This is a genomic window from Nocardia sp. N2S4-5 (assembly GCF_044628355.1).
Classification (GTDB): domain Bacteria; phylum Actinomycetota; class Actinomycetes; order Mycobacteriales; family Mycobacteriaceae; genus Nocardia; species Nocardia wallacei_B.
Map to the genome: position 1 here is coordinate 5,729,698 of NZ_JBIUPM010000001.1, position 23,341 is coordinate 5,753,038.

At 68.7% G+C, this 23,341-nt stretch carries 23 protein-coding genes; 12 read left to right on the forward strand and 11 right to left on the reverse strand.

The features are described from left to right. Window positions 1-14 precede the first annotated feature (14 nt). The 10 genes from ACFMRZ_RS26525 to ACFMRZ_RS26570 form a co-directional block, all read right to left on the reverse strand. Complete coding sequence (locus ACFMRZ_RS26525; protein ID WP_280274661.1) at window positions 15-1,208, reverse strand: MCE family protein; 1,194 nt, start codon at window positions 1,206-1,208, stop codon at window positions 15-17. Continuing rightward, window positions 1,205-2,449 carry an MCE family protein gene (locus ACFMRZ_RS26530; RefSeq protein WP_400181177.1) on the reverse strand — a complete coding sequence of 415 codons (1,245 nt, stop codon included), beginning with the start codon at window positions 2,447-2,449 and terminating at the stop codon, window positions 1,205-1,207. Before ACFMRZ_RS26530 ends, ACFMRZ_RS26525 begins: the two co-directional genes overlap by 4 nt. Further along, window positions 2,446-3,552: an MCE family protein gene (locus tag ACFMRZ_RS26535; RefSeq protein ID WP_400181178.1), complete on the reverse strand. Its 1,107-nt coding sequence runs from the start codon at window positions 3,550-3,552 to the stop codon at window positions 2,446-2,448. Before ACFMRZ_RS26535 ends, ACFMRZ_RS26530 begins: the two co-directional genes overlap by 4 nt. After that, window positions 3,549-4,568: an MlaD family protein gene (locus ACFMRZ_RS26540; protein WP_400181179.1), complete on the reverse strand. Its 1,020-nt coding sequence runs from the start codon at window positions 4,566-4,568 to the stop codon at window positions 3,549-3,551. Before ACFMRZ_RS26540 ends, ACFMRZ_RS26535 begins: the two co-directional genes overlap by 4 nt. Then, window positions 4,568-5,590, reverse strand: coding sequence for an MlaD family protein (locus ACFMRZ_RS26545; protein WP_400181180.1), 1,023 nt, complete (start codon window positions 5,588-5,590; stop codon window positions 4,568-4,570). The genes ACFMRZ_RS26540 and ACFMRZ_RS26545 overlap by 1 nt, the downstream gene beginning before the upstream one ends. Continuing rightward, window positions 5,587-7,023: an MCE family protein gene (locus ACFMRZ_RS26550; RefSeq protein WP_400181181.1), complete on the reverse strand. Its 1,437-nt coding sequence runs from the start codon at window positions 7,021-7,023 to the stop codon at window positions 5,587-5,589. Before ACFMRZ_RS26550 ends, ACFMRZ_RS26545 begins: the two co-directional genes overlap by 4 nt. A gap of 9 nt (window positions 7,024-7,032) precedes the next feature. After that, the gene (locus ACFMRZ_RS26555) at window positions 7,033-7,896 is read right to left on the reverse strand and encodes an ABC transporter permease (protein WP_280364200.1); all 864 of its coding nucleotides are present in this window, start codon (window positions 7,894-7,896) and stop codon (window positions 7,033-7,035) included. A gap of 1 nt (window position 7,897) precedes the next feature. Further along, window positions 7,898-8,749: an MlaE family ABC transporter permease gene (locus ACFMRZ_RS26560; RefSeq protein WP_400182977.1), complete on the reverse strand. Its 852-nt coding sequence runs from the start codon at window positions 8,747-8,749 to the stop codon at window positions 7,898-7,900. A gap of 64 nt (window positions 8,750-8,813) precedes the next feature. Further along, window positions 8,814-9,002 (reverse strand): hypothetical protein, encoded by a 189-nt coding sequence (locus tag ACFMRZ_RS26565; RefSeq protein WP_400181182.1) that lies wholly within the window; start codon window positions 9,000-9,002, stop codon window positions 8,814-8,816. Then, window positions 9,002-9,226 (reverse strand): hypothetical protein, encoded by a 225-nt coding sequence (locus ACFMRZ_RS26570; RefSeq protein WP_280274654.1) that lies wholly within the window; start codon window positions 9,224-9,226, stop codon window positions 9,002-9,004. The genes ACFMRZ_RS26565 and ACFMRZ_RS26570 overlap by 1 nt, the downstream gene beginning before the upstream one ends. A 268-nt stretch (window positions 9,227-9,494) precedes the next feature. Between ACFMRZ_RS26570 and ACFMRZ_RS26575 the strand changes: the two genes are divergently transcribed. Beyond that, window positions 9,495-10,388 carry an oxygenase MpaB family protein gene (locus ACFMRZ_RS26575; RefSeq protein ID WP_400181183.1) on the forward strand — a complete coding sequence of 298 codons (894 nt, stop codon included), beginning with the start codon at window positions 9,495-9,497 and terminating at the stop codon, window positions 10,386-10,388. A 257-nt stretch (window positions 10,389-10,645) separates the two neighbouring features. Then, the gene (locus tag ACFMRZ_RS26580) at window positions 10,646-11,086 is read left to right on the forward strand and encodes an SRPBCC family protein (RefSeq protein ID WP_280274652.1); all 441 of its coding nucleotides are present in this window, start codon (window positions 10,646-10,648) and stop codon (window positions 11,084-11,086) included. Between the two features lie 19 nt (window positions 11,087-11,105). Here the strand turns inward: ACFMRZ_RS26580 and ACFMRZ_RS26585 are convergent, their stop codons facing one another. After that, window positions 11,106-11,699, reverse strand: coding sequence for a TetR/AcrR family transcriptional regulator (locus ACFMRZ_RS26585; RefSeq protein ID WP_400181184.1), 594 nt, complete (start codon window positions 11,697-11,699; stop codon window positions 11,106-11,108). Between the two features lie 94 nt (window positions 11,700-11,793). Here ACFMRZ_RS26585 and ACFMRZ_RS26590 point away from each other — a divergent pair, with 94 nt between their 5' ends. The 10 genes from ACFMRZ_RS26590 to cobM are packed head-to-tail and all read left to right on the forward strand — an operon-like array spanning window position 11,794 to window position 22,980. Further along, the gene (locus ACFMRZ_RS26590) at window positions 11,794-13,383 is read left to right on the forward strand and encodes a carboxyl transferase domain-containing protein (RefSeq protein ID WP_400181185.1); all 1,590 of its coding nucleotides are present in this window, start codon (window positions 11,794-11,796) and stop codon (window positions 13,381-13,383) included. 2 nt (window positions 13,384-13,385) lie between these two features. Next, window positions 13,386-15,431: a biotin carboxylase N-terminal domain-containing protein gene (locus ACFMRZ_RS26595; RefSeq protein WP_400182978.1), complete on the forward strand. Its 2,046-nt coding sequence runs from the start codon at window positions 13,386-13,388 to the stop codon at window positions 15,429-15,431. Then, window positions 15,428-16,588: an acyl-CoA dehydrogenase family protein gene (locus ACFMRZ_RS26600; protein ID WP_280364207.1), complete on the forward strand. Its 1,161-nt coding sequence runs from the start codon at window positions 15,428-15,430 to the stop codon at window positions 16,586-16,588. Before ACFMRZ_RS26595 ends, ACFMRZ_RS26600 begins: the two co-directional genes overlap by 4 nt. Beyond that, window positions 16,585-17,067, forward strand: coding sequence for a MaoC family dehydratase (locus ACFMRZ_RS26605; protein ID WP_400181186.1), 483 nt, complete (start codon window positions 16,585-16,587; stop codon window positions 17,065-17,067). Before ACFMRZ_RS26600 ends, ACFMRZ_RS26605 begins: the two co-directional genes overlap by 4 nt. Before the next feature lie 18 nt (window positions 17,068-17,085). After that, window positions 17,086-17,910: an HpcH/HpaI aldolase/citrate lyase family protein gene (locus ACFMRZ_RS26610; protein ID WP_400181187.1), complete on the forward strand. Its 825-nt coding sequence runs from the start codon at window positions 17,086-17,088 to the stop codon at window positions 17,908-17,910. 40 nt (window positions 17,911-17,950) lie between these two features. After that, complete coding sequence (locus tag ACFMRZ_RS26615; RefSeq protein WP_400181188.1) at window positions 17,951-19,891, forward strand: acetoacetate--CoA ligase; 1,941 nt, start codon at window positions 17,951-17,953, stop codon at window positions 19,889-19,891. 20 nt (window positions 19,892-19,911) lie between these two features. Then, window positions 19,912-21,063 (forward strand): sensor histidine kinase, encoded by a 1,152-nt coding sequence (locus ACFMRZ_RS26620; protein ID WP_400181189.1) that lies wholly within the window; start codon window positions 19,912-19,914, stop codon window positions 21,061-21,063. Next, on the forward strand, window positions 21,060-21,677 hold the full coding sequence (locus ACFMRZ_RS26625) for a response regulator (RefSeq protein WP_400181190.1): 618 nt from the start codon (window positions 21,060-21,062) through the stop codon (window positions 21,675-21,677). The genes ACFMRZ_RS26620 and ACFMRZ_RS26625 overlap by 4 nt, the downstream gene beginning before the upstream one ends. A gap of 49 nt (window positions 21,678-21,726) precedes the next feature. Further along, window positions 21,727-22,152: a PPOX class F420-dependent oxidoreductase gene (locus ACFMRZ_RS26630; RefSeq protein WP_400181191.1), complete on the forward strand. Its 426-nt coding sequence runs from the start codon at window positions 21,727-21,729 to the stop codon at window positions 22,150-22,152. Window positions 22,153-22,194: 42 nt separating this feature from the next. Further along, window positions 22,195-22,980, forward strand: coding sequence for a precorrin-4 C(11)-methyltransferase (gene cobM / locus ACFMRZ_RS26635; RefSeq protein ID WP_280274642.1), 786 nt, complete (start codon window positions 22,195-22,197; stop codon window positions 22,978-22,980). The last annotated feature ends 361 nt before the right edge of the window (window positions 22,981-23,341 follow it).

A 23,341-nucleotide genomic window follows, 5' to 3' on the forward strand; every position in this document is an offset into this window, starting at 1 on the left:
CATTGAGAATCCTCCTAGTTGCCAGAGGGCGGCATGTCGGGCACCGGGCGGGACAGTTCGTCGCCGGTGACTCCCGGGGGTGGCCCGGATCCGTTGTCGGGCACGGCGGGTCGTGGCGCGTTGGCCGAGCCGCGGACCTGCAGTGCCGGGTCCTTGGTGACGCAGTAGTTGTACAGCCGGACCCGGGTGTCGGTGACCGCCTCGGAGGCCGCCACCGGGATGGTGTCGTACTCGCAGGTCGGCCGCGGGTAGAAGTCGGCCAGGGTGTGGTACGCGCCGTCGTGCGCGGGCACGCCGAGGGCCTGAATGCCTTGGCGCAGCGAGGGGAACAGCGCCTCGATCGCGGGCTGGCGCAACTTCGCGGCCTTGGTGATGGCGACGAAGTTGGTGACCAGATCGGTCATCGGGTCCTGGTTCGCCGCGACCACCTCGCCGAGCGTGGTCAGCTGGCCCGGCCCCTGATCGAGGAAGCGGCGCACCTCCGCGTCGGCCGCGGTGGCCTGCTGGAACAGCGTGCTCCCCGCGGCGGTGACGGTGCTCAGATCGGGCTGGGCGTGCGAGGTGGTCTCGGCGATCACCTCGAGATTCTCGATCAGCTGCCGGGTCTGCGGCAGCAGGTCGGTGAGCCCCGCCATGGCCCGGCTGATGCCGGAGATCATGTTGCGCAACCGATCCGGCCCGCCCGCCAGTGCCTTGTCGAGTTCGTCGACGATGACGGTGAGCCGGTCCGGGTTCATACCGCCGATGAAGCCGCTGAGGTCGGCGAGGACGTTCTGCACCGGGATCGGCACGCTGGTGCGGGACCGGTCCACGATCGCGCCCTCGGACAGGAAGGGCCCGGTATCGGAGTCGGGACGGAAGTCCAGGTACTGCTCGCCCGCGGCGGACAGCCGCCCGACATGGACCGCGCCGCCGACGGGAATCCTTGCGCTGTCCTCGATTTCGGCGACGGCGGCGATGCCGTCACCGGAGACCCGCAGGTCGGCCACCGAGCCGACCCGGGTGCCGCGGAAGGTCACGTCGTTGCCCGGCAGCAGGCCGCCGGACGTCGGCAGTTCCACGGTCACCCGGAAGGTGTGCGGTACCGGGTCGAAGCGCAGCACATACCGCGCCAGGTAGCCGCAGCCGAGGATCAGCACGACCACCAGTCCGAGATTGGCCAGGGCGACGCGCCGCCCGACGATCCAGTGCCAGAGAGGGATGTTCACCGCTCACCACCCGCCGCGCCGTCCGGTTCCGGTTGTGCACCGTCCGGCGGGGAGCCACCGCTCGCCTCCGGTCCGCCGGGTTGCGCGCTGCCCGGCGGCAATTCGCCGCTTGCCCCCGGCACGGCGGGTGGCGCCGGGGCCGCGGGCAGCGGGCGCGGCGGGCTGATGACGCGACCGAACACCTTCTCGAACACCTGGGCCAGGCTGCCGACGAAGGCGGGCACATCGCCGATCTCCGGCCACCGGCTGCCCTTCGGGTCGGTGAGCGCGCCGACGCTCAGGTACGACACGGTGGCCATGATCGCCAGGCCGGGACCGCGCAGGCTGGTCATCACCCCGGGATACATCTCGTGCAGGTTGCTCAACGCCTGGGTCAGGTTGTCGCCCATATCGGTGAACCCCGACATCAGTTTCTGGATGCTGTCGAACAGGCTGAGGAACTGCGGTCCGGTGGTGTCGGTGAAGTCGCCCAGCGCCGCCATGGTCGTCGACACCTTGGTGGTCAGATCCACGATGCGCTGGTTGTTCTCGTTCACCAGGCCGAGCAGCTGCGGGAAGGTGTCGGCCGCGGCGCCCAATTCGGCCTTGCGCCCGGCCAATTCGCCCGCCAGCGTGTTCAACCCCTGCAGGGTCGCGTCGATGTCACCGGTCCGCTGATTGAGCGCGTCGATGACCGAGGTCATCTCGGTCAGCAGATGCGACAGCTGCGGTCCGCGCCCGGTGAACATGGAGTCCATCTGCGAGGTGATCTGCGCGGCCTGGTTGATGCCGCCGCCGTTGATCAGCATCGACACCGACATCATCAGCTGTTCCACCGAGGCGGCGGTGCCGGTGCGGTCGGTGCCGATGGTGTCGCCGTCGCGCATGGGCGGGCCGGCCTCCTGCACGGCGGGCAGCGTCATCGCCACGAACATGTCACCGAGCGGCGTCCCCTGGCGCAGCTCGGCGGTCGTCCCCTCGGGCAGCGAGATATCCTGTCGGATAAGCATTTCCACGTCGGCGATGAAGTTCGTCGTCTCGATCTTGGTGACGGTGCCGACGTCGGTGCCGCCGATCCGGACGTGCGCGTGGTCGGGCAGATTGAGCGCGTCGCGGAAGGCGGCGTGCACGGTGTAACCGGGGGCGCCGATGCCCGGCTTGGGCATCGGCAGGTTCTCCACCGTCACCGCGCAGCCGGCGGTACCGAGCGTCACCACCGCGCACAGCGCCGTGAAAGCCGTTCTGCGAGAGGCATTCATCATTTCCCGCTCACTCCCAGCAGGGCGGCGGTGAGGCCGAAATCCGGTCCCAGATCGGCGATCCGCCCGGTGCGGCAGCCGTCGAGGCGCATCATGACGCGTTCACAGAACGTCGACAGGGCCTCGCCGTCCAACACCGACTTGTCGAGCAGGCCGTGCAGCCGCAGCGCCTGGTGTTCGTAGCTGGTGGCATTGGCCAGGTTCTGGAACATCAACGGACCGACGTCGACGATCTCGGTGAGATTGCGGGCGTTGGCGCGCATCTGGTTGCTGATCTCGACGAACCTGGTCAGCGCCCCGGCCAGCTGGTCCTTGTTCTGGCCGACCACCGTGGCGGTGTTGGTGACGAAGTCGTTGAGCTGCGTCAGCACCGCCTGGAGCCCCGGCGCCTGCTCACCCATCAGGGTCACCAGTTCGGTGAGCCGTCCGCTGAAGTCCCGGACGGTCTGGTCGTTACCCGCGATGACCTGGGTGATGTCGTTGAGTTTGACGATGGTGTTGGAGATCTGGTCCTTGTTGGCGAAGGTCGTCTCGAACGCGGCCGACAGCGCGTCGAGGGTGTCCCGCAGTCTGTCACCGTTGCCGTCGAGCAGCGGGAACAGTACCCGGCTGGCCATCGGCCCGGTCTGGTTGTCGCCCTTCAGCGTCGCGCCGAGCTGATCGAAGGTCTCCAGGATCCGATCGAGTTCGACCGGAGTCCTGGTGCGCGGCAACGGAATATGGGTGTTGTCGGTCATGACGGGCCCGGCGCCGTCGTAGGCCGGCGCCAGTTCGATGTGCCGGTTGGTGATCAGCTGCGGATTCACCAGCGCCGCCACGGCATCGGCGGGCACCCGGACACCCTTGTCGAGCAGCATCGTCACCTGGACGTAGCTGCCCTTGGCCGTGATCGACTCGACCTGGCCGACCGGGACACCCAGCACGTCCACCTCGTTGCCGGTGTAGAGGCCCGCGACGTTCTCGAAATCGGCGCTGATGCGCAGATGTTCGCCGAGATACTGGTTCGACATCGAGCCGAGCGACCCCGGCAGCAGCGAGCATCCCGACCCGACCGTCGCGACCAGGCAGAGCGCGCCGAGTTGTGCGATCGCGCGAAACTTCCTCATTTGCACCCCTGTACGACCTGCGCGAAGCAGATCCAGTTGTCCGGGAACAGGCCCCACGGCACGTAGACCTCGCCGTACGGACCGTTGCCCAGGACATTGTTGAACTGCCGCAGCGTCACCGGCATGATCTCGTAGAGCCGATCGAGGTTCTCCTTGTTCTTCGTCAGCCCCTCCGACATGGTGTTCAGGTCGGCGATCATCGGGCCGAGCTGACCGTTGTTCTGCAAACCCATGTCCTGCAACAGCTTCGACAGTCCCGCGACATTGTCGAGCAGTTGCCGCAGCAGCTCCTGGCGCTTCTGTACCGCGGTGCCGATGGCCTCGCCGCGGGTCAGCAGCATGAGCACGCTGTTCTGGTTGTCCGCCACCAGCTGCGAGACCTGGTCCATGCCCTTCAGGAGCGTGTCCACCTCGTCGCGCCGCTCGTTGACGACCTTCGCGAGCGCGCCGATGCTGTCGAGCGCCTGCACCGCCAACTGCGGAGAGTCGCCCATCTGCGCGTTCATCGTGTCCAGAGCCCGGCGCAACTGTTGCGGATCGATCCGGGCCACGCGGTCGAACGACTGCTTGTACTCCCGGTCCTGGACGACCTTGCCCAGGTTGTACGGGACGTCGGTGTGGTCGAGTCGGATCCGGTTGTCGGGCAGGCCCTTTCCGTTGCCCGGCACCAGATCGACGTGCACCCGCCCGAGGATCGTGGAGATCTTGATCGCCGCGCGCGCGTCCGGACCCAGCCGCAGATCCCGGCGCACCTTCAGGTCCGCGACGACCTTGGCGCCGTCGAGCCGCACCGCGCGGACCGCGCCGACCTCGATACCGGACACGTCCACGGTCGCCCCGGCCCGCAGCCCGGCCGCCTGCGCGAATTCGGCCCGGATGGTGGTGTCGCCCACACGGGCCTGGGTGAGCAGGCTGGAGCCGACGAGCAGTACCAGCACCGTTCCCGACGCGAGCAGGCCCAGCCGCAGGTAGCGGTTGCGCAGAAAACCCGGGAGTCGGCGAGACGATAGCGCCATCAGCGGCACACCTCCGAATGCGAATTGCCGCCGACCTGCGAGAACAGGCCCGGAGGCAGCAGGATTCCCCAGAGCGACACGTCCAGGCTGCAGAAGTAGGCGTTGCCGTAGGTGCCGTAGCTGGAGAACTGCGCGACCCGATTGAGCAGATCGGGCAGCTCGACCGCCGACTGGTCCAGCGACGCCCCGTTGAGCAGCAGCAGCTGAATACCGGTGGTGGCCCGGTCCTGTGCCAGGGTGACACCGGGCTGCACCTGTGCGATCAGCCGCACCAGCGAATCGGTGGAAGTGGCCACCTGATCGACCGACGACTTCAGCGCCTCGCCCTGGGAGTACAACCCGTCCATCAGCGAATGGGTCTGGGTGATCAGGGTTTCCAGCTCGCCGCTGCGATTGGCCAGGCCCGAGATCACGCTGCTGAGATTGCCCACCACGTCACCGAGGATCCGGTCGCGCTGACCGAAGGTGGTGGCCAGCTGGGCGGCCTGGGTGATCAGCTGCGCCAGCGACACCTGGTTGCCCTGCAACGCCTGGACCAGCGTCTCCGACAGCGAGTTCACCTGATCCGGCTGGAGCACGTCGAACAGCGGCTCGAAGCCCGACAGCAGCGCCGAGACGTCGAACGACGGTTCGGTGTGCTCGATCGGGATCTCCCCGTCCGGACGCAGCGGCTCGCCCTGGTCCGTGCCCGGGCCGAGCGCGATGTAGCGCTGCCCGATCAGGTTCTGGTAGCGGACCATGGCCTTCGTGGTGGTGGTCAGGTGCTGGCGGGCCTCGATGCGGAAATCCACCCGCGCCCGGTAGCCGTCGGCGAAGTCGATCTTGTCGACCCGGCCGACCCGCACGCCCGCGGCCCGCACGTCGTCGCCGACGCGCAGCCCGAGTACATCCGAGAACACCGCCGAATAGCGCCGCGTGTCCCCGGTCACCGAGCGTTGCAGGGTGGAGTAGATGGTGTAGGTCAGCCCGATCGCGATCACCGCGAAGAGGCTGAAACCGGCCAGTGCTCGCTTGGATTTCACTGTGTCGCACCGCCTTCCGGGACGGTCGTGACGGTTACCGAACCGCCCGCGAGCACCGGGCCGAGCAGCAGCAGCTGGGCCAGGTTGGGCCGTCCGCCGACCACGGCCGCCACGGCGTCCGCGCCGCGCAGCCCCGCCGCGGCGGGCCGGATGCCCGGCGCCGGAACGGGATTCGCGGCCGGAGCGGTGAGGCCCGGGATCGAGGGCAGGCCCGGCAGCGCGGGCAGGCCCGGAATGGCCGGCAGTCCGGCGATACCGGGCAGCGGTGGCGTCCCGGGCGCCGGCACCGCGGGCGTCGGCCGCGGTCCCGCCGCGTCGAGCCACCGGGGCTGCATCAGCGGCGGCAACTGTGGCGTGGGAGCGACCACGGGCACGCTCGGACCGCCGCAGCGCGGGCCGTACAGCTCGCCGTAGTGCGGGCAGTCCTCGGCCGTGTACTGCTGGAACGGTGTGAAGGTGGCGTCCATCGCCCACACCATCTGCCGCCTGGGGCCCCAGCGGAATACGGTTTTCAACCGTTGCAGGGCGATGTTCAGGTTGGCGGCCGTGAACGGGATGGCGTCCGGATCGCGGGCCAGCCCGCCGAACAGGTCGTCGAGCCCGCCGACGAGGAACTTGCCGGCGTCCGGGTTGCGCGCGAACAGTGTGTTGACCGAGTCCACGGTGGTACCGGCGTTCGTCAGCAGCGCGACGAGTTCGGAGCGGCGCTCGGCGAGCGTGCGGGCGGTGGTCACCGAATCCGACAGCACGCCGACCAGTTCGGGGGCAGATTGGCTCAGCGCCGTCGCGGCCTGGCCCAGATCGCCCAGCAGCCCGCCGATCTGCGGAATCTCGTGCACCTGGGTGAGCCAGGCGTCCAGCCGCTCGATGGTCGAGCCGGGCACCCGGGCGCCGGGTTCCAGCGCCGCCGACAGCGTGGCGAGCACGCGGCCGAGCTTCTCGGGCTGAATGTTGTTCAGCACGTTGCGCAGCACGTTGAGTGTGGTCTGGAGCTGGATCGTCGCGGCGCCGGTGTCCTCGGGGATGACCGCCCCCGCGCGCAGCGTGGCGCTCGCCGCGCCGTTGTCGACCAGTTCGATCGCGGTGACGCCGAACAGGTTGTTGGGGATCACCCGCGCCGTGACGTTCGCCGGAATAGTCTCCGCGACACCGGGTTTCAGCGCGATATCGGCGCGCTGCCGTTCCCCCTTCGCGACCATCTCGACGCCGTCGACGGTGCCCACGACCATGCCGCGGAACTTGACGTCGGCCCGCGTGGGCAGGCCGTCGCCGGTACTGGTCAGCACGGCGCCGACCGGAACCTTGTCGGTGAATCGGCCGGTATAGCGCAGCGCCAGCAGGTACAGCAGCGCGGCGAAGACGAGCAGCACGGCGAGCCCCGCCACGGTGAGCTGGCGGGCGGTGGCGCCGCGGCCACTGGGATCGAGTATCACGAGCGCCTCCTAACCGGAAATCCGGAAACCGGGGTCGATGCCCCAAATAGCAAGTGTGAGAAAAAGATTGGCGAACACCATCACGACGATCACCATCTTGATGGCCCGCCCGGCGGCCGTACCCACGCCCTCCGGGCCCCCGGTGGCGACGTAGCCGTAGTAGCACTGGATGAACGTGGCCAGCAGCGTGAACACCACGACCTTCAGCAGCGAAAAGAACACGTCCGGACCCAGCAGGAACTGGAAGAAGTAGTGGTCGTAGGTGCCCGCGGTGGTGCCGCCGAGGAACAGCACGGTCACCTTGGTCATCAGGTAGGCCGTGGCCAGGCCGACGGTGTACAGCGGCACGATCGTCACCGTGGCGGCGAACATCCGGGTGCTGACCAGGTAGGGCAGCGGCCGGATCGCGCACGACTCCAGCGCGTCGATCTCCTCCGAGATGCGCATCGAGCCCAGCTGCGCGGTGAACCGGCACCCCGCCTGAATGGCGAAGGCCAGTGTCGCGAGAATCGGGCCCAGCTCGCGGGTGGTGGCGAAGCCGGAGATGGCGCCGGTGAGCGGGCTCATGGTGAGCAGGTTCAGCGCCGTGAACGACTCCATCCCGACGATGATCCCGCCGAAACTGCACAGCACGAGCACCACGCCGACGGTGCCGCCGCCGACGATCAGCGACCCGTTCCCCCAGCTGACGTCGGCGATCAGCCGGGCCACCTCTTTGCGATAGTGCTTCAGCACGAACGGAATCGCGCCGAGCGCCTGGAAGAAGGTGAGCGCCTGGTGACCGAGCCGCTGGTTGGCCTGCACCGGAACCAGCGCCGCCTGGCCGACGACGCGCAGCGGCCGCGCCGCGGGCGGAATGTAGGAACTGGCCATCTCAGACCACCTTCGCCGGAAAGAGCGTATTGGCCAGCTGGGTGAGAATGATGTTGGTGGCGAACAACATCAGCGCCGAGGTGACCACGGCGGAGTTGACCGAATTGGCCACCCCGGCGGGCCCGCCGCGGGTGTGCAGGCCCACATCGCAGGCGATGACCGCGGTCAGCACCCCGAAGATCGCGGCCTTGGCCAGTGCTATCAGCAGATCGGTGGCGACGGCGAAGGAGGCGAACGAGCCGATGAACGAGCCCGGCGTCCCCGACTGCGCGTACACATTGAACATGTAGGCGGTCGCGAAGCCGACGAAGACCACGAACCCGCACAGCAGCATGCTCACCAGCACCGCCGCGGCCAGGCGCGGCGCCACCAGCCGCCGCACCGGGTCGACGCCCATCACCATCATCGCGTCGATCTCCTCGCGGATGGTGCGGGATCCGAGGTCGGCGGTGATCGCCGAGCCGACCGCGCCCGCGATCATCAAGGCGGACACCAGCGGCGCACCCTGGCGGATGATGCCGAGCCCGGCCACCGCGCCGATGAACGTGGTCGCGCCGACCTGATCGACGAGCGCGCCGACCTGGATGGACACCACGACCGCGATGGGGATCGCGACGAATACCGTCGGCGCCGCGGACACGTTCGCCATGAACGCGCACTGCTTGATGAACTCCTGGTACGGAAACCTGCGCCGCACCAGCGAGACCAAGAGTTGCACGAAGGCAGCGCGCCCGAGCAGCACCTGCCGTCCGAGGGTTTCCAGGGACCGCTGCGGATGGCGCTGCCACAGGCCGGCGGCGATTCCGGTGATCCGCCGCAGCTCACCCTCGTCGTATTCCTGCCAGGGTTCCACCGGTCGCCGTTGTTCCGTGGGCCGAGTCGTCGTCACCGGCACCGATCCTTTCTTCGCATGCCGGTCAGGCCGGCTCGGTCAGCCAGTGCTGTAGCAGCACCAGCAGTCCGCCCAGGACCGCGGCGCCGGCCACGAGCACGGACAGCACGGCGACCCAGAGGCCCACGCGCAGAACAGGATTCACTTCCGTCCGGCCACCGAGGATCTTGACGCCGAGCACCAGGATGTCGATGAGCCACACCAGCGCCATCATCAGGTCATGCACACATTCGAGAAGGTGAGCACCGGCCAGCACACGATGGACCCGAGGAACGAGATCACGACGTCGATGCCGTGCAGTTGTTTCAGGTGCGAGGTGTGCGTGAGGGTCCAGACGACTCCGACGATCCCGTACGGGATGCCGAGGATGATCAGCGTGCCGAGGAACTCCGAGACCTTCATCTCGTAGCTGAGCAGCCGATCCAGGCGTTTGAGCATGGTGGCTTGGTCCTTTCGCGTACCAGCGCCACCGCCCCCGTGCGGGACAGCAGTGGCCGCGGCTGAGTATGTTACTGATGATTCTCAAATATGGATACGTTTTTCCGGAAACCCGGAAACATCAGCTGGTCAGCCAACAACTTAACCGTCCGGTACGGCATGGAGAGGGGGAAGTTATCGAGAGTTCTTATCGAACAGGTTCACTTAGAACAGAATCGCCAGTAACATACGAGTGTGCCGGACAGCCCGGCGGGAGGGAAGAACTGGTATGACCGCGGCAACGCAGCTCTCGGTCCCGCTGACCACCGAGCGGACCCGCATCCCTATCCCGGCCGTCCACCGGCCGGAGACCAAGCGGCCCCCGCGGCTACAGGATGCGCTCGACTTCTGGCAGTTCTCGGGCGCCGCGGCGAATGTGGCCATGCAGATGGCGCGGCCGGGAGTGGGACACGGGGTCGCCGATTCCAAGGTCGAATCCGGTGCGCTGCTGGTGCATCCGTGGAAACGGCTGCGAACCACGGCGTCGTATCTGGCCGTGGCGATCCTGGGCAGCGATGCGGAGAAGACGGCGTTCCGCGAGGCGGTCAACGTCGCGCACCGGCAGGTGCACTCCGAGCCGGGCGCCGCGGTGCGGTACAACGCCTTCGATCGCGATCTGCAGATGTGGGTGGCGGCCTGCCTCTACATCGGCTTCGAGGACTCCTACCAGCTGTTGCACGGGAAGATGAGTCCGTCGCAGGCCGAGGACTTCTATCAGACCTCCGCCACGCTCGGCACCACGCTGCAGGTGCGCGAGGAGATGTGGCCGCCCACCCGCGCGGCGTTCGACGACTACTGGAACGCGGCGTGCGAGCAGATCGTCATCGATGAGAAGGTGCACGCCTACCTCGACGACCTGCTGCATCTGCGGATGATCCACTGGTACATGCGGATCTTCTTCGGCGGGCTGCTGCGGTTCCTCACCGCGGGCTACCTGCCGCCGTATTTCCGCGAGCAGATGGGCATCGAGTGGTCGGCGGCCGATCAGCGCCGGTTCGAGCATCTGTTCCTGTTCGTCGGCTTCGTCAATCGCTTCATTCCCAAGTTCATTCGCTTCTTCGGCACCAAGACGATGATGCGAGACGTGCGGCGGCGACTGCGCAAGCGGCGGGAGCTGATCTGACCGAGTCCCGGCGGTGGCGTGATCGCCGTCTGGGTCAGTTACGGTTGCGTCACGCGAGAAGTGCTGTGCGAGTTGGCATCCCGGACCGAGGTGTCCGTAATGTCCGTATTGAACGGGCGTTGGTCACCGTTCGGTACTCCTACTGGTCACGGGGAGTATCGAAATCGCATCGGTTCGGACCGAGAACCTGGTTGCGCGCCGGATTCGAGCCGTAGGCTCTGCGAGTCCCACACCCTCACAGCCCGAACGGAGTACGGATGCGCAAGGTGGACCTGGAACGCACCATCCAGGCGCCGGTTGCCGACGTGTTCGACTGGCTCACCGATGCGACGAACTTCCAGCGCGTACCCCTGGTGCGACGGGTCACCCTGGTGCGACCCGGAAATGTCGCCGAACACGGCGTCGGCGCGGTCCGGCTGGTGGTGACGCCGCTGCTGCGGCTCTCGGAGGAGATCGTCGAATACGATCCGCCCCGGCTGATGCGGTACCGGATACTGAATTCGTTCCCGCCGTTGCGATCTCAGGACGGTGTACTGCGGTTCGATCCGGTCGAGGGCGGGACCAGGGTGCGGTGGCATGCCCAATTCGAGGTCGCCGCACCGTTTTTCGCTGATATGTACACCGTCGGCCTGGCGCCGCTGGTGGTGCTCGGCATCCACTCGGTGCTGTCCACGGCCGAACGCGAACTGCGTCGCTGACCTCGGCCCGCGCCGGAACTCACGCCAGCGCGGCCGTGGCCATCCGGCGCAGGATGGGACGGGCCCGCGTGGCCAGGGCCGCGGAGGCGCTGTGCGGCGTCGAGTTGATCAGCCCGAATACGGCGTGCGCCTGGACGCGGGCGGTCGGCTCGGGCAACTCCGGATGCAACCGGCACAGGACGGAAACCCAGAGTTCGACGTACTGACGCTGGGTGCGGCGCACCTGGCGGCGGGCCGCCTCGGGCAGATTCTCCAGATCGCGGTCCTGGATGCGGATCAGATCCGGCTCGCCCAGGGCGAAATCGAGATGGAAGTCGATCAGGCGCGACAGTGCCTCGCGCGGTGAATCGAACTGTGCGACAACGGCTTCGCCGCCCGCCAGCAATCGCTGGCTGACCCCGACCAGCAACTCCACCAGCAGGGCCTCCTTGCTGGGGAAGTGGCGATACACCGCCGGGCCGCTGATGCCGGCCGCCGCGCCCAGGTCGTCGAGCCGGACGCCGGGGAAGCCGCGGTCCGCGATCAGCCGCGCTCCCGCTTCCAGCAACTGCTGTCTCCGCTGCGCCTTCAACTGCTCGCGACGCGTGGGCGCGCTGGCATCACTGCTGGTCATCGCGCCTCCATTTGGCCGGTATGGACAGCTCGGTTAATGAAGGTTATCTTAAATTCCAGTTATTGGCGATTAACCAATCGGGCAGGATGGCGTGATGACGGTTACGCAGGACGGGGTGCGCTCGGCCGAGACCGGCAACCGCGCCGCGCATCTGGCGCTGGTGGACGATCTGCGTGCGCGCCTGGCGGCGAACGCGTTCGGCGGCCCGGCCAAGGCCCGCGAGCGGCACGTGGCCCGCGGCAAGCTGCTGCCGCGCGAGCGGGTCGGTCAGCTGCTCGACCAGGGCAGCCCGTTTCTGGAGCTGTCGCCGCTGGCCGCCACGGGCATGTACGACGACGACTGTCCGGGCGCGGGCATCATCACCGGCATCGGGCGGGTCTCGGGACGCGAATGCGTGATCGTCGCCAACGACGCCACCGTCAAGGGCGGCACCTACTACCCGATGACGGTGAAGAAGCACCTGCGTGCCCAGGAGGTGGCGCTGCAGAACCACCTGCCGTGCCTCTATCTGGTCGATTCCGGCGGCGCGTTCCTGCCCCGCCAGGACGAGGTGTTCCCGGACCGCGAGCACTTCGGCCGCATCTTCTACAACCAGGCGACCATGAGCGCCGCCGGCATCCCGCAGATCGCGGCCGTGCTCGGCTCCTGCACCGCGGGCGGCGCGTACGTCCCGGCGATGAGCGACGAGGCGGTGATCGTGCGCAACCAGGGCACGATCTTCCTCGGCGGCCCGCCGCTGGTGAAGGCCGCGACCGGTGAGGTGGTCACCGCCGAGGAACTCGGCGGCGGCGAATTGCATTCCCGGATCTCGGGTGTCACCGACCATCTCGCCGACAACGACCAGGACGCGCTGCGCATCGTGCGCCGGATCGTGAGCACCCTCGGACCCAAGGCGCCGCGGCCGTGGGACGTGGCGCCGCCGGTGGAACCCGTTGCGCCGCAGACGGATCTCTACGATGTGGTGCCGGTCGACCTGCGCACGCCCTACGACGTGCGCGAGGTGATCGCCCGGGTGGTCGACGGCGGCGAGTTCGCCGAGTTCAAGGCCGAGTACGGGCGCACGCTGGTCACCGGGTTCGCGCGCATCCACGGTCATCCGGTGGGCATCGTGGCCAACAACGGCGTGCTGTTCGGCGAATCCGCGGTCAAGGGAGCGCATTTCATCGAGCTGTGCGACAAGCGGTCGGTTCCGCTGCTGTTCCTGCAGAACATCACGGGCTTCATGGTCGGTCGCGACTACGAGGCGGGCGGCATCGCCAAACACGGCGCGAAGATGGTGACCGCGGTCGCCTGCGCCCGCGTGCCGAAGCTGACGGTGGTGATCGGCGGCTCCTACGGCGCGGGCAACTACTCGATGTGCGGGCGCGCGTATTCGCCGCGCTTCCTGTGGATGTGGCCGAATGCGCGGATCTCGGTCATGGGCGGCGAGCAGGCCGCCTCGGTGCTGGCCACCGTCCGCGGCGATCAGCTCGGCGAGGCCTGGAGCGCCGCGGATCAGGAGGCGTTCAAGGCGCCCATCCGCGAGCAGTACGAGTTGCAGGGCAATCCGTACTACTCCACCGCACGGTTGTGGGACGACGGCGTGATCGACCCGGCCGACACCAGAACCGTACTGGGACTTGCCCTCTCGGTGTGCGCACAGGCGCCGCTCGAGCCCGTTTCCTACGGCGTCTTCCGGATGTGATGATGATGCTGAACAACGTTCCGGTGCCGTTCGACACGGTGCTGGTCGCCAACCGCGGCGAGATCGCGGTCCGGGTGATCCGGACCCTGCGCGCCATGGGAATTCGGTCGGTCGCGGTCTACAGCGACGCCGACGCCGACGCCCGCCACGTGCACGAGGCCGATACCGCGGTGCGGCTGGGCCCGGCGCCGGCGCGGGAGAGCTACCTGGATATCGATCGCGTGGTCGACGCCGCCGTGCGCACGGGGGCACAGGCGGTTCATCCCGGATACGGCTTCCTGTCGGAGAATTCGCGGTTCGCGGCGGCGCTGGCACGAGCGGGCCTGGTGTTCCTGGGCCCGCCCACCCGCGCCATCGAGATCATGGGCGACAAGATCGCGGCCAAGAACGCGGTCGCCGACTTCGGCGTGCCGGTGGTGCCCGGCATCGCCCGGCCGGGCCTCACCGACGCCGAATTGATCGACGCGGCAACCGATATCGGATATCCGGTACTGGTGAAGCCGTCCGCGGGCGGTGGCGGTAAGGGCATGCGCCTGGTGCACGAGCCGGGGCAGCTGCCCGAGGCGCTACGCAGCGCCCGCCGCGAGGCAGCGGCGTCCTTCGGCGACGACACCCTGTTCCTGGAGCGGTTCGTCACGCGTCCCCGCCACATCGAGGTACAGATTCTGGCCGACCGGTACGGCCAGGTGCTGCACCTCGGCGAACGGGAATGCAGCCTGCAGCGCCGGCACCAGAAGGTGATCGAGGAGGCGCCGTCGCCGCTGCTGGACGCCGAGACCAGGGCGCGCATCGGCGCGGCCGCGTGCAATACCGCGCGCAGTGTCGACTACGTGGGCGCGGGCACGGTCGAGTTCATCGTGTCCGCCGACCGCCCCGACGAGTTCTTCTTCATGGAGATGAACACCCGGCTGCAGGTCGAGCACCCGGTCACCGAGATGATCACCGGTGTCGATCTGGTCGAATGCCAGGTGCGCGTGGCGGCTGGGCAGAAGCTCGCGGTCGCGCAGGAGGACGTCCGGATGTCGGGTCACGCCGTCGAGGCGCGCGTCTACGCCGAGGACCCGGGCCGCGACTTCCTGCCCACCGGCGGCACGGTGCTGGCCCTGGCGGAGCCGGAAGGCACCGGCGTGCGGGTGGATTCGGGCCTGCGGGTGGGCACCTCGGTCGGCAGCGATTACGACCCCATGCTGTCGAAGGTGATCGCCTACGCGCCGAACCGCGCCGAGGCGTTGGCCGGGCTCGACCGCGCCCTGGCCGACACGCTCGTGCTGGGCGTACGGACGAACACCGACTTCCTGCGCTTCCTGCTCGCCGACGCCGATGTGCTCGCGGGACGGCTGGACACCGGCCTGCTGGACCGGCGGGCGGCGGACTTCCGGCCCGCCCCGGTCTCCGACGAACAGTTCGTCGCCGCGGCCGCGCTGCGCTGGCTGCGGACCTGGCCCGGCGCCCCCGGCGACCCGTGGGAACTCCCGAGCGGCTGGCGAATGGGTGTGCCCGCGCCGACCGCCATCCGGTTGACCGGCGGCGACCGCACCGCGCACGTGTACCTGACCGGCGTCCCGGCCGCGGCCGAGGTCCGGGTGGAAGACGGCGAAACTCGTTCTCTCGCCGCCGTTCTCGACGGCGACGTGCTCACCCTGACCCTCGACGGCGTGCGCCGCCGCGTCCGGGTGGCCGAACACGACGGTCAGCTGTGGGTGGCCGACTCCGGCGGCACCGCGACGCTGCGCGAACTGGCCGAGGCCGATCCGCGGGCCGACGCCGCGCAGGTGGGCGACGCCGAGATACGCAGTCCGATGCCGGGCACGGTGATCGCGGTTCCGGCCACGGCCGGTGCGGTGGTACCGGCGGGCGCGCCGGTCGTGGTCGTCGAGGCCATGAAGATGGAGCACACCCTCACCGCCCCGATCGCGGGAACCGTTGAGCTGCTGGTGGATTCGGGCCGTCAGGTCCAGGTGGACCAGGTGCTGGCCCGCATCGTCCCCGCCGCCGACCCCGAACACAACGAATCGCCGACCGCTGAACCAGAGGAACACCGCGCATGACCGACTTCCTGTCCACCGGCACCCTGCCCGACGAATACCGGGACCTCGCGCTGACCGTCCGGGAGTTCGCGCGCCAGGTGGTCGCCCCGGTCGCCGCGAAACACGATGCGGAGCACAGCTTTCCGTACGAGGTGGTGGCCGGCATGGCGGAGATGGGCCTGTTCGGCCTGCCGTTCCCGGAGGAGTACGGCGGCATGGGCGGCGACTACTTCGCGCTGTGCCTGGCGCTGGAGGAGCTCGGCAAGGTCGACCAGAGCGTGGCGATCACCCTGGAGGCCGGCGTCTCGCTGGGCGCCATGCCGATCTACCGCTTCGGCAACGACAAGCAGAAGCAGGAGTGGTTGCCGCAGTTGACCTCCGGCCGTGCGCTGGCGGGCTTCGGGCTCACCGAGCCGGGCGCGGGCAGTGACGCGGGCGGCACCCGGACCACCGCCGTGCTCGACGGTGACGACTGGATCATCAACGGCAGCAAGCAGTTCATCACCAACTCCGGTACCGACATCACCCGCCTGGTGACCGTGACCGCGGTGACCGGGGAGGCGGGCGGCCGGAAGGAGATCTCCACCATCCTGGTGCCGGCCGGTACGCCGGGCTTCGTCGCCGAACCCGCCTACAACAAGGTCGGCTGGAACGCCTCGGACACCCATCCGCTCAGCTTCTCCGATGTCCGTGTGCCGCAGGAGAATCTGCTCGGCGAGCGCGGCCGCGGGTACGCCAACTTCTTGCGCATCCTCGACGAGGGCCGCATCGCCATCGCCGCGCTCGCGGTCGGCGCGGCGCAGGGCTGCGTGGACGAGAGCGTCCGCTACGCGCACGAGCGCGACGCGTTCGGGCAGGCGATCGGGCGCAACCAGGCCATCGCCTTCAAGATCGCGCGCATGGAGGCGCGGGCGCACGCCGCCCGTGCCGCCTACTACGACGCGGCCGCGCTGATGCTGGCGGGCAAACCGTTCAAGAAGCAGGCCGCGATCGCGAAACTCGTCGCCAGCGAGGCCGCGATGGACAATGCCCGCGACGCCACTCAGGTATTCGGCGGCTACGGCTTCATGAACGAATATGCTGTGGCCCGGCACTACCGCGACAGCAAGATTCTGGAAATCGGCGAGGGCACCACGGAGGTGCAGCTCATGCTGATCGGACGGGAGCTGGGATTGTGAGCGAGCAATTGCGCCGGGTGGTGCAGCGCGGGCTGTGGTTCGAGGAATTCGACACCGATGTGCTGTACGAGCACCGGCCCGGCCGCACCATCACCGAGGCCGACAACGTGCTGTTCACGGCCGTCACCATGAATACTCAAGCGCTGCATCTCGACGCGGCCTTCGCCGAGGCGCAGCCGCCCTTCCATCAGCGGCTGGTGAATTCCATGTTCACGCTGTCCACCCTGGTCGGGTTGTCGATCACGCAACTGACCCAGGGCACCATCGTCGCGAATCTCGGTTTCTCCGATATCGCGTTCCCCAAGCCGCTGTTCCACGGCGACACCCTGTACGCGGAGACCGTGGTCACCGAGAAGCGGGAATCCAAGAGCCGGCCGGGGGAGGGCATCGTGACCTTCGCGCACACCGGCCGCAACCAGCACGGCGACGTGGTGGCGACGGCGTTCCGGAAGACCCTGGTCCGCAAGAAGCCGGACTGACGAGCGGAAGGCACGCAGATGACGTGGGAGATGCCCGGCCCGGCATGGCTGTTCTGCCCGGCGGATCGTCCGGAACGCTACGAAAAGGCCGCCGCGGCAGCCGATGTGGTCATTCTGGACCTGGAAGACGGTGTGGCGCCGGGCGACAAGGCGGCGGCCCGGCAGGCGCTCGTCGATACGCCGCTGGACCCCGAGCGCACGGTGGTGCGGGTGAACGCGTACGGCACCGAGGAGCACACCCGCGATCTGAAGGCCCTGGCGGGCACCCGCTATCGACGCCTCATGCTGCCCAAATGCGAAGCGGTGGAACAGATCGCGAGCCTGACCGAGTGTGAGGTGATCGCGCTCGTGGAGTCGCCGATGGGGGCGCTGCGGATCGGCGACGCCATGCACGTCGACAACGCGATCGGGGTGATGTGGGGCGCCGAGGATCTGGTGGCGGCGCTGGGCGGCAATGCCAGCCGCCATGCCGACAACAGCTACCGGGACGTGGCGCGACACGTGCGCTCCACGAGCCTGCTCGCCGCGAAGGCGTACGGCAAGTTCGCCCTGGACTCGGTGTATCTCGACATCCGCGATCTGGACGGACTGCGCGCGGAATCCGACGATGCGGTGGCCGTGGGTTTCGACGCCAAGGTGGCCATCCACCCCGGGCAGCTGCCCGTCATTCGTGCGGCCTACGCGCCCGCGCCGGACGAATTGGCTTGGGCGCGAAGAGTACTCGCGGAGGTTCCGAAGAACCGGGGCGTGTTCGCGTTCGAGGGACGCATGGTGGACGGTCCGGTCGTCCTGCACGCCGAACGCATCGTGTATCGCGCCGAGCGCACCGGGTCCGGGGACTGACGTGCTGGACGGGCCGACAGGGTCGTAGGAGGATCGGATCGTGGTGGAACCGCAGTGGGTACCGAGCGAGCAGGACGTCGCGGGCGCGCGGGTGACGGACTTCGCTCGGTTCGCAGGCGAGCGAACGGGCCGGGAGTTCCCCGACTACCGCACGCTGTGGCAGTGGTCGGTGGCCGATCTGCCCGGATTCTGGTCGGCGCTGTGGGCGTACTTCGATCTCGGTGAGCCGCCCGAGCAGGTGCTCGCCGATGCGGAGATGCCGGGGGCGCGGTGGTTCCCGGGCACCCGGCTGAACTATGTCGACCAGGTGGTGCGGCAGGCGCGCACGGATCGGCCCGCGATCGTGTACGCCGGGGAGGACGGGTCGCTGACCGAGGTCTCCTGGGCCGAATTGCTCGGCCGCACGGCGGCTTTCGCCGGTGTGCTCCGTGCGCAGGGCGTGGCGCCCGGTGATCGGGTCGTCGGCTACCTGCCCAACATCCCCGAGGCCGTGATCGCGTTCCTGGCCACGGCGGCGCTCGGGGCCGTCTGGAGCGCCTGCGGGCAGGACTATTCCGCGAAGGCGGCGCTGGACCGGCTCGGCCAGCTCGAGCCCGTCGTGCTGGTGACCGCCGACGGATATCACTACGGCGGGAAGGTCTTCGACAAGACCGACGAGATCGCCGACCTGCGCGCCGGACTGCCGACACTGCGGGAGACGGTGGTGGTGTCACGACTCGGTCGCGAGGTGCCGAACTCGTCGGACTGGGCGCGGATCACCGAGCCGGTGGCGACCGAGATCGACACGGGCCAGGTCGATTTCGATCATCCGCTGTGGATTCTGTACTCCTCCGGGACCACCGGGCTGCCGAAGGGCATCGTGCACGGCCACGGCGGCGTGCTGCTCGAACACCTGAAAGCCGTTGCGCTGCAGTCCGATATCGGCCGCGACGACACCTTCTTCTGGTACACCAGCCCGAGCTGGATGATGTGGAACTTCCAGGTCGCGGGGCTGCTGGTCGGCGCCACCATCGTCTGTTACGACGGCAGCCCCGGCCATCCCACTCCGGATGCGCTGTGGGACATCGCCGCTCGCACCCGGACCACCGTGCTGGGCAGCAGTCCGGGGTACGTACTGTCCTGTATCAAGGCCGGTGTGTCGCCGAAGGCGGACCACGACCTGTCGCCGCTGCGGACCGTGGGCATCACGGGGGCCTCGCTGCCGCCGTCGTCGTCACTGTGGTTGCGGGACAATGTCGGTGAGCGGGTGCAGGTCGCCTCGATCAGCGGTGGGACCGATGTGGTGTCGGCGTTCCTCGGCGGCGTGCGGACGGTTCCGGTGTGGCCGGGGGAACTGTCGGTCCCGTTCCTGGGCGCCGCCGTCGACGCCTGGGACCCGACGGGGCACCCGATCCGCGGGGAGGTCGGTGAACTGGTCATCACCGAGCCCATGCCGTCGATGCCCGTGAAGTTCTGGCAGGACCCGGACGGATCCCGTTATCGCGGTGCGTATTTCGAGATGTTTCCGGGTGTGTGGCGACACGGCGACTGGATCACCGTGACCGAGCGCGACAGCATCGTCGTGCACGGACGTTCGGATTCGACGTTGAACCGGCACGGCATCCGGATGGGCTCGGCCGACATCTACCAGGCCGTGGAGCGTCTTCCGGAGATCGCCGAGGCCCTGGTGATCGGCGCGGAACAGCCGGACGGCGGCTACTGGATGCCGCTGTTCGTGGTGCTCGCCGCGGGCGCCGAGCTGACCGACGACCTGAAACAGCGCATCGCCGAGGTGATCCGCACCGAGGTCTCACGCCGCCACGTGCCGGACGAGATCATCCTCGCCCCCGGCATCCCGCACACCCGCACCGGCAAGAAGCTCGAGGTGCCCATCAAACGCCTGTTCCAGGGCGCCGACCCGGCGCGCGTGGTGGAACGGACCGCCGTCGACAATCCGGACCTGCTGGACTGGTACGCCGCGCTGCGGCCGTCGCAGCGGTAACCGCGCATAAGCTGACGGGTGTGCACCGCTCGCCGCTGACCCCCGTCTTCGCCGCGCTGCAACTCGGGCTGCACGCGCTGATGGTGGCGCTGTGCGCGGTCGTGGTCGGACGGGCGCTGGTGCCGGGGGTGGGGCATCGGTGGGGTGTGGTCGCCCTGACGGTGCTGTTTCTGGTGGTGTACTTCGCCGGGGCGGCATTGCGGGGCAGGCCCGTGGCGGCGCGGGTGTGGCTGGGTCTGCTCACCGTGCTGTGGCTGGGGCTGGTGGCCGTCGCACCGGACGCGGTGTATCTCGTGTTCGGGATGTTCTTCCTGTATCTGCATCTGCTGCCGCGAGTATGGGGTGCGGCGGCGGTCGCGGCGGCCACCGCGGCGGCCGTGGTCGGGTTCGCGCTGCACAAGGGCTGGACGATCGGCGGTGTGGTGGGTCCGCTGCTCGGTGCGCTGGTCGCCGTCGCGATCGGGCTGGGTTATCAGGCGCTGTTCCGGGAGGCGGCCGACCGGCAGCGGCTCATCGACGAATTGCTCGCCGCCCGAGCCACACTGGCCGAACAGGAACGCACGGCCGGCAAGCTGGCCGAGCGGCAGCGGCTGGCGCAGGAGATCCACGACACCGTGGCGCAGGGGCTGTCCAGCATTCAGCTGCTGCTGCACGCCGCCGAGCGTTCCGGACCGGAACACCCTGGCCTGCAACAGATCCGGATGGCCCGCGAGACGGCGGCCGACAACCTCGCCGAGACCCGGCAGCTCATCGCCGAACTCACCCCCGCCGCGCTGGAGGGGCAATCGCTGACCGAAGCGCTGGACCGGATCGCGCAGCGCGCGAGCACACCGGGATTGGCGACGCAGCTGCTGGTGGAGGGCGCTCCCGAGCGATTGCCGATGCCGATCGAGGCGGCGCTGGTCCGGGTGGCGCAGGGGGCGGTGTCCAATGTGATCCGGCACGCGGCGGCGAGCCGGATGCGGATCACGCTGACCTACGCCGACGACGCCGTGCATCTCGACGTGGTCGACGACGGAACAGGTATCGACCCAACGGTTTTCGCGCGCGGTACGTTCGGTATGGATGCCATGCGCAGCCGTGTCGAACAGCAGGGCGGGAGCATGAACGTGGAGTCCGAACCCGGCCACACCGCCGTCACGGTCTCGTTCCCGCTCGAGGATGCGTCGTGATCCGCCTGCTGCTCGCCGACGATCACGCGATCGTCCGCGCCGGGTTACGCGCGCTGCTGGACTCGGCTGCGGACATCACTGTGGTGGCCGAGGCCGCCACCGCGGAGGAGACCGTAGCCTGCTGTGCCGCAACGGAAGTCGACCTGGTGCTGATGGATCTTCGCTTCGGCCGGGGTAAGTCGGGTGTGGACGCCACCCGTGCGCTGCGGGCCGCGCCCGCGCCGCCGAATGTTCTGGTGGTCACCAACTACGACACCGACGCCGACATCCTCGGCGCCATCGAGGCCGGCGCCTGCGGCTACATCCTCAAGGACACGCCGCCCGCCGAACTGCTGGCCGCCGTGCGCGGGGCCGCCGCGGGGGAGAGCGTGCTGTCCCCGTCGGTGGCGTCGCGCCTGATGACCCGGGTCCGCACACCGGATACCACGCTGAGTCCCCGGGAGATCGAGGTGCTGCGGCTGGTCGCCGACGGCCACTCCAATCGCGAGATCGGCAAGCGGCTGTTCCTCAGTGAGACGACCGTGAAATCCCATCTGGTGCATATCTATTCGAAGCTGGGGGTGAAATCGCGGACCTCGGCCGTGGCGCGGGCGCGAGAACGCGGGGCGATCTGAGGAGTGCCGGTTCCACGAATCCGCCGGGTGGCGGTCGTACGCTGGCGGCATGGCCTCTATCACCGATCCTCGCGTGCGTGAGTTCCTGTCGCACGGTACGCGCACCGGCAAGCTCGCGTTCGTGGCCACCGACGGCCGGCCGGTCATCAATCCCGTCTGGTTCATCCTCGAAGGCGACGAACTCGTGTTCAACACCGGTAAGGGCACCGCCAAGGGCCGGGCGATCCTGCGGGACCCGCGCCTGGCCCTGTGCGTCGATCTGGAGGAGCCGCCGTTCGGCTACCTGCAGGTGCAGGGCATCGCCGAGGTCTCCGAAGATCCCGGCGAGCTGGTCCGCACGGCCACCGCCATCGCCGCCCGGTACATGGGCCCCGACCGGGCCGAGGAATTCGGCCAGCGCAACGGCGTGCCCGGTGAACTGGTCGTGCGCCTGCGTCCCGCCAAGATCCTCGGCGGATTCGACATGACCGGCTAGGTGGCCTCCGCGGTCCCGCTCGCCCCGACCTAGACTCGCCGCATGACCGTGCACTTCATCGGGGCCGGGCCGGGGGCGGCGGATCTGTTGACCGTGCGGGCGGTGCGGCTGTTGGGGAAGGCCGCGGTGTGTCTGTACGCGGGGACCTATCTGGATCCCGAGGTGCTGGGGCACTGTGCGCCGGGGGCCGAGATGATCGACACACAGGGCCTCGATCTCGACCAGATCGTGGGGCATTGTGTGCGAGCACACGGCGAGGGCAAGGATGTGGCGCGGTTGTGCTCCGGTGACCCGTCGATATATTCGGCGCTGGCCGAGCAGACTCGGCGGCTGGACGCGCACGGCGTTCCGTGGGATGTCACGCCGGGCGTGCCCGCTTACGCTGCCGCCGCCGCGTTGCTCGGTACCGAATTGACGGTGCCGGAGCTGGTGCAGTCGGTGGTGCTCACCCGTACCCAGGCCCGATCGACGGCCATGCCCGCCTCGGAGTCGCTGGCGAATTTCGCCCGCACCCGGGCCACCTTGGCCCTGCACCTGGCCGTGACGCGGATCCGCCCGCTCGCCGCCGAACTGACCGCCGACTACGGCGCGGACTGTCCGGTCGCGGTGGTCTATCGCGCCGCCCAGCCCGATCAGCTCGTGCTGCGCGGGACCCTCACCGACATCGCCGATCAGGTGGAGGCGGCCGGTCTGCGGCAGGCCGCGATCATCCTGGTGGGTCGTGCGCTGGCCGAGCCGGAGCGGTGCGCCCAGTCCCATCTCTACGACCCGGCGCGGGATCGGCGGCACCTACCGCGGACCGCCGCCGGAGGGGTCTCCCAGCCCTGAGAACCCCCGTCAACCGGGCATTCGGCGGGGGAGGGGCGGGTGCGGTAGATTGCTTCCCTTGCCCAACTCCCGTGATGCCCAACGGCTATGAACCTTTTTGGTCAGGTAGCCGGAGTGGGCGGTAGATTGGTTCGGTGGTCAGCAGTGAGGTTCAGCGCGGGGACGATCCGAGTCCGGTGGGTGTGGTCAGGCCCATGTAACAAGATCGGGCCGGCCAACGGATACGTCCAATGAACATTTTTGTCTGATTGAGATTTCGAATCGAGCCCCGACCGTCGGACGTCACGCTGAAAAAGGTGAACGTCGGCGTCGGTGTGCCATCGAGGAGCGCTGCACGGTGTTCCGGAAGTGAGGTTTAGGG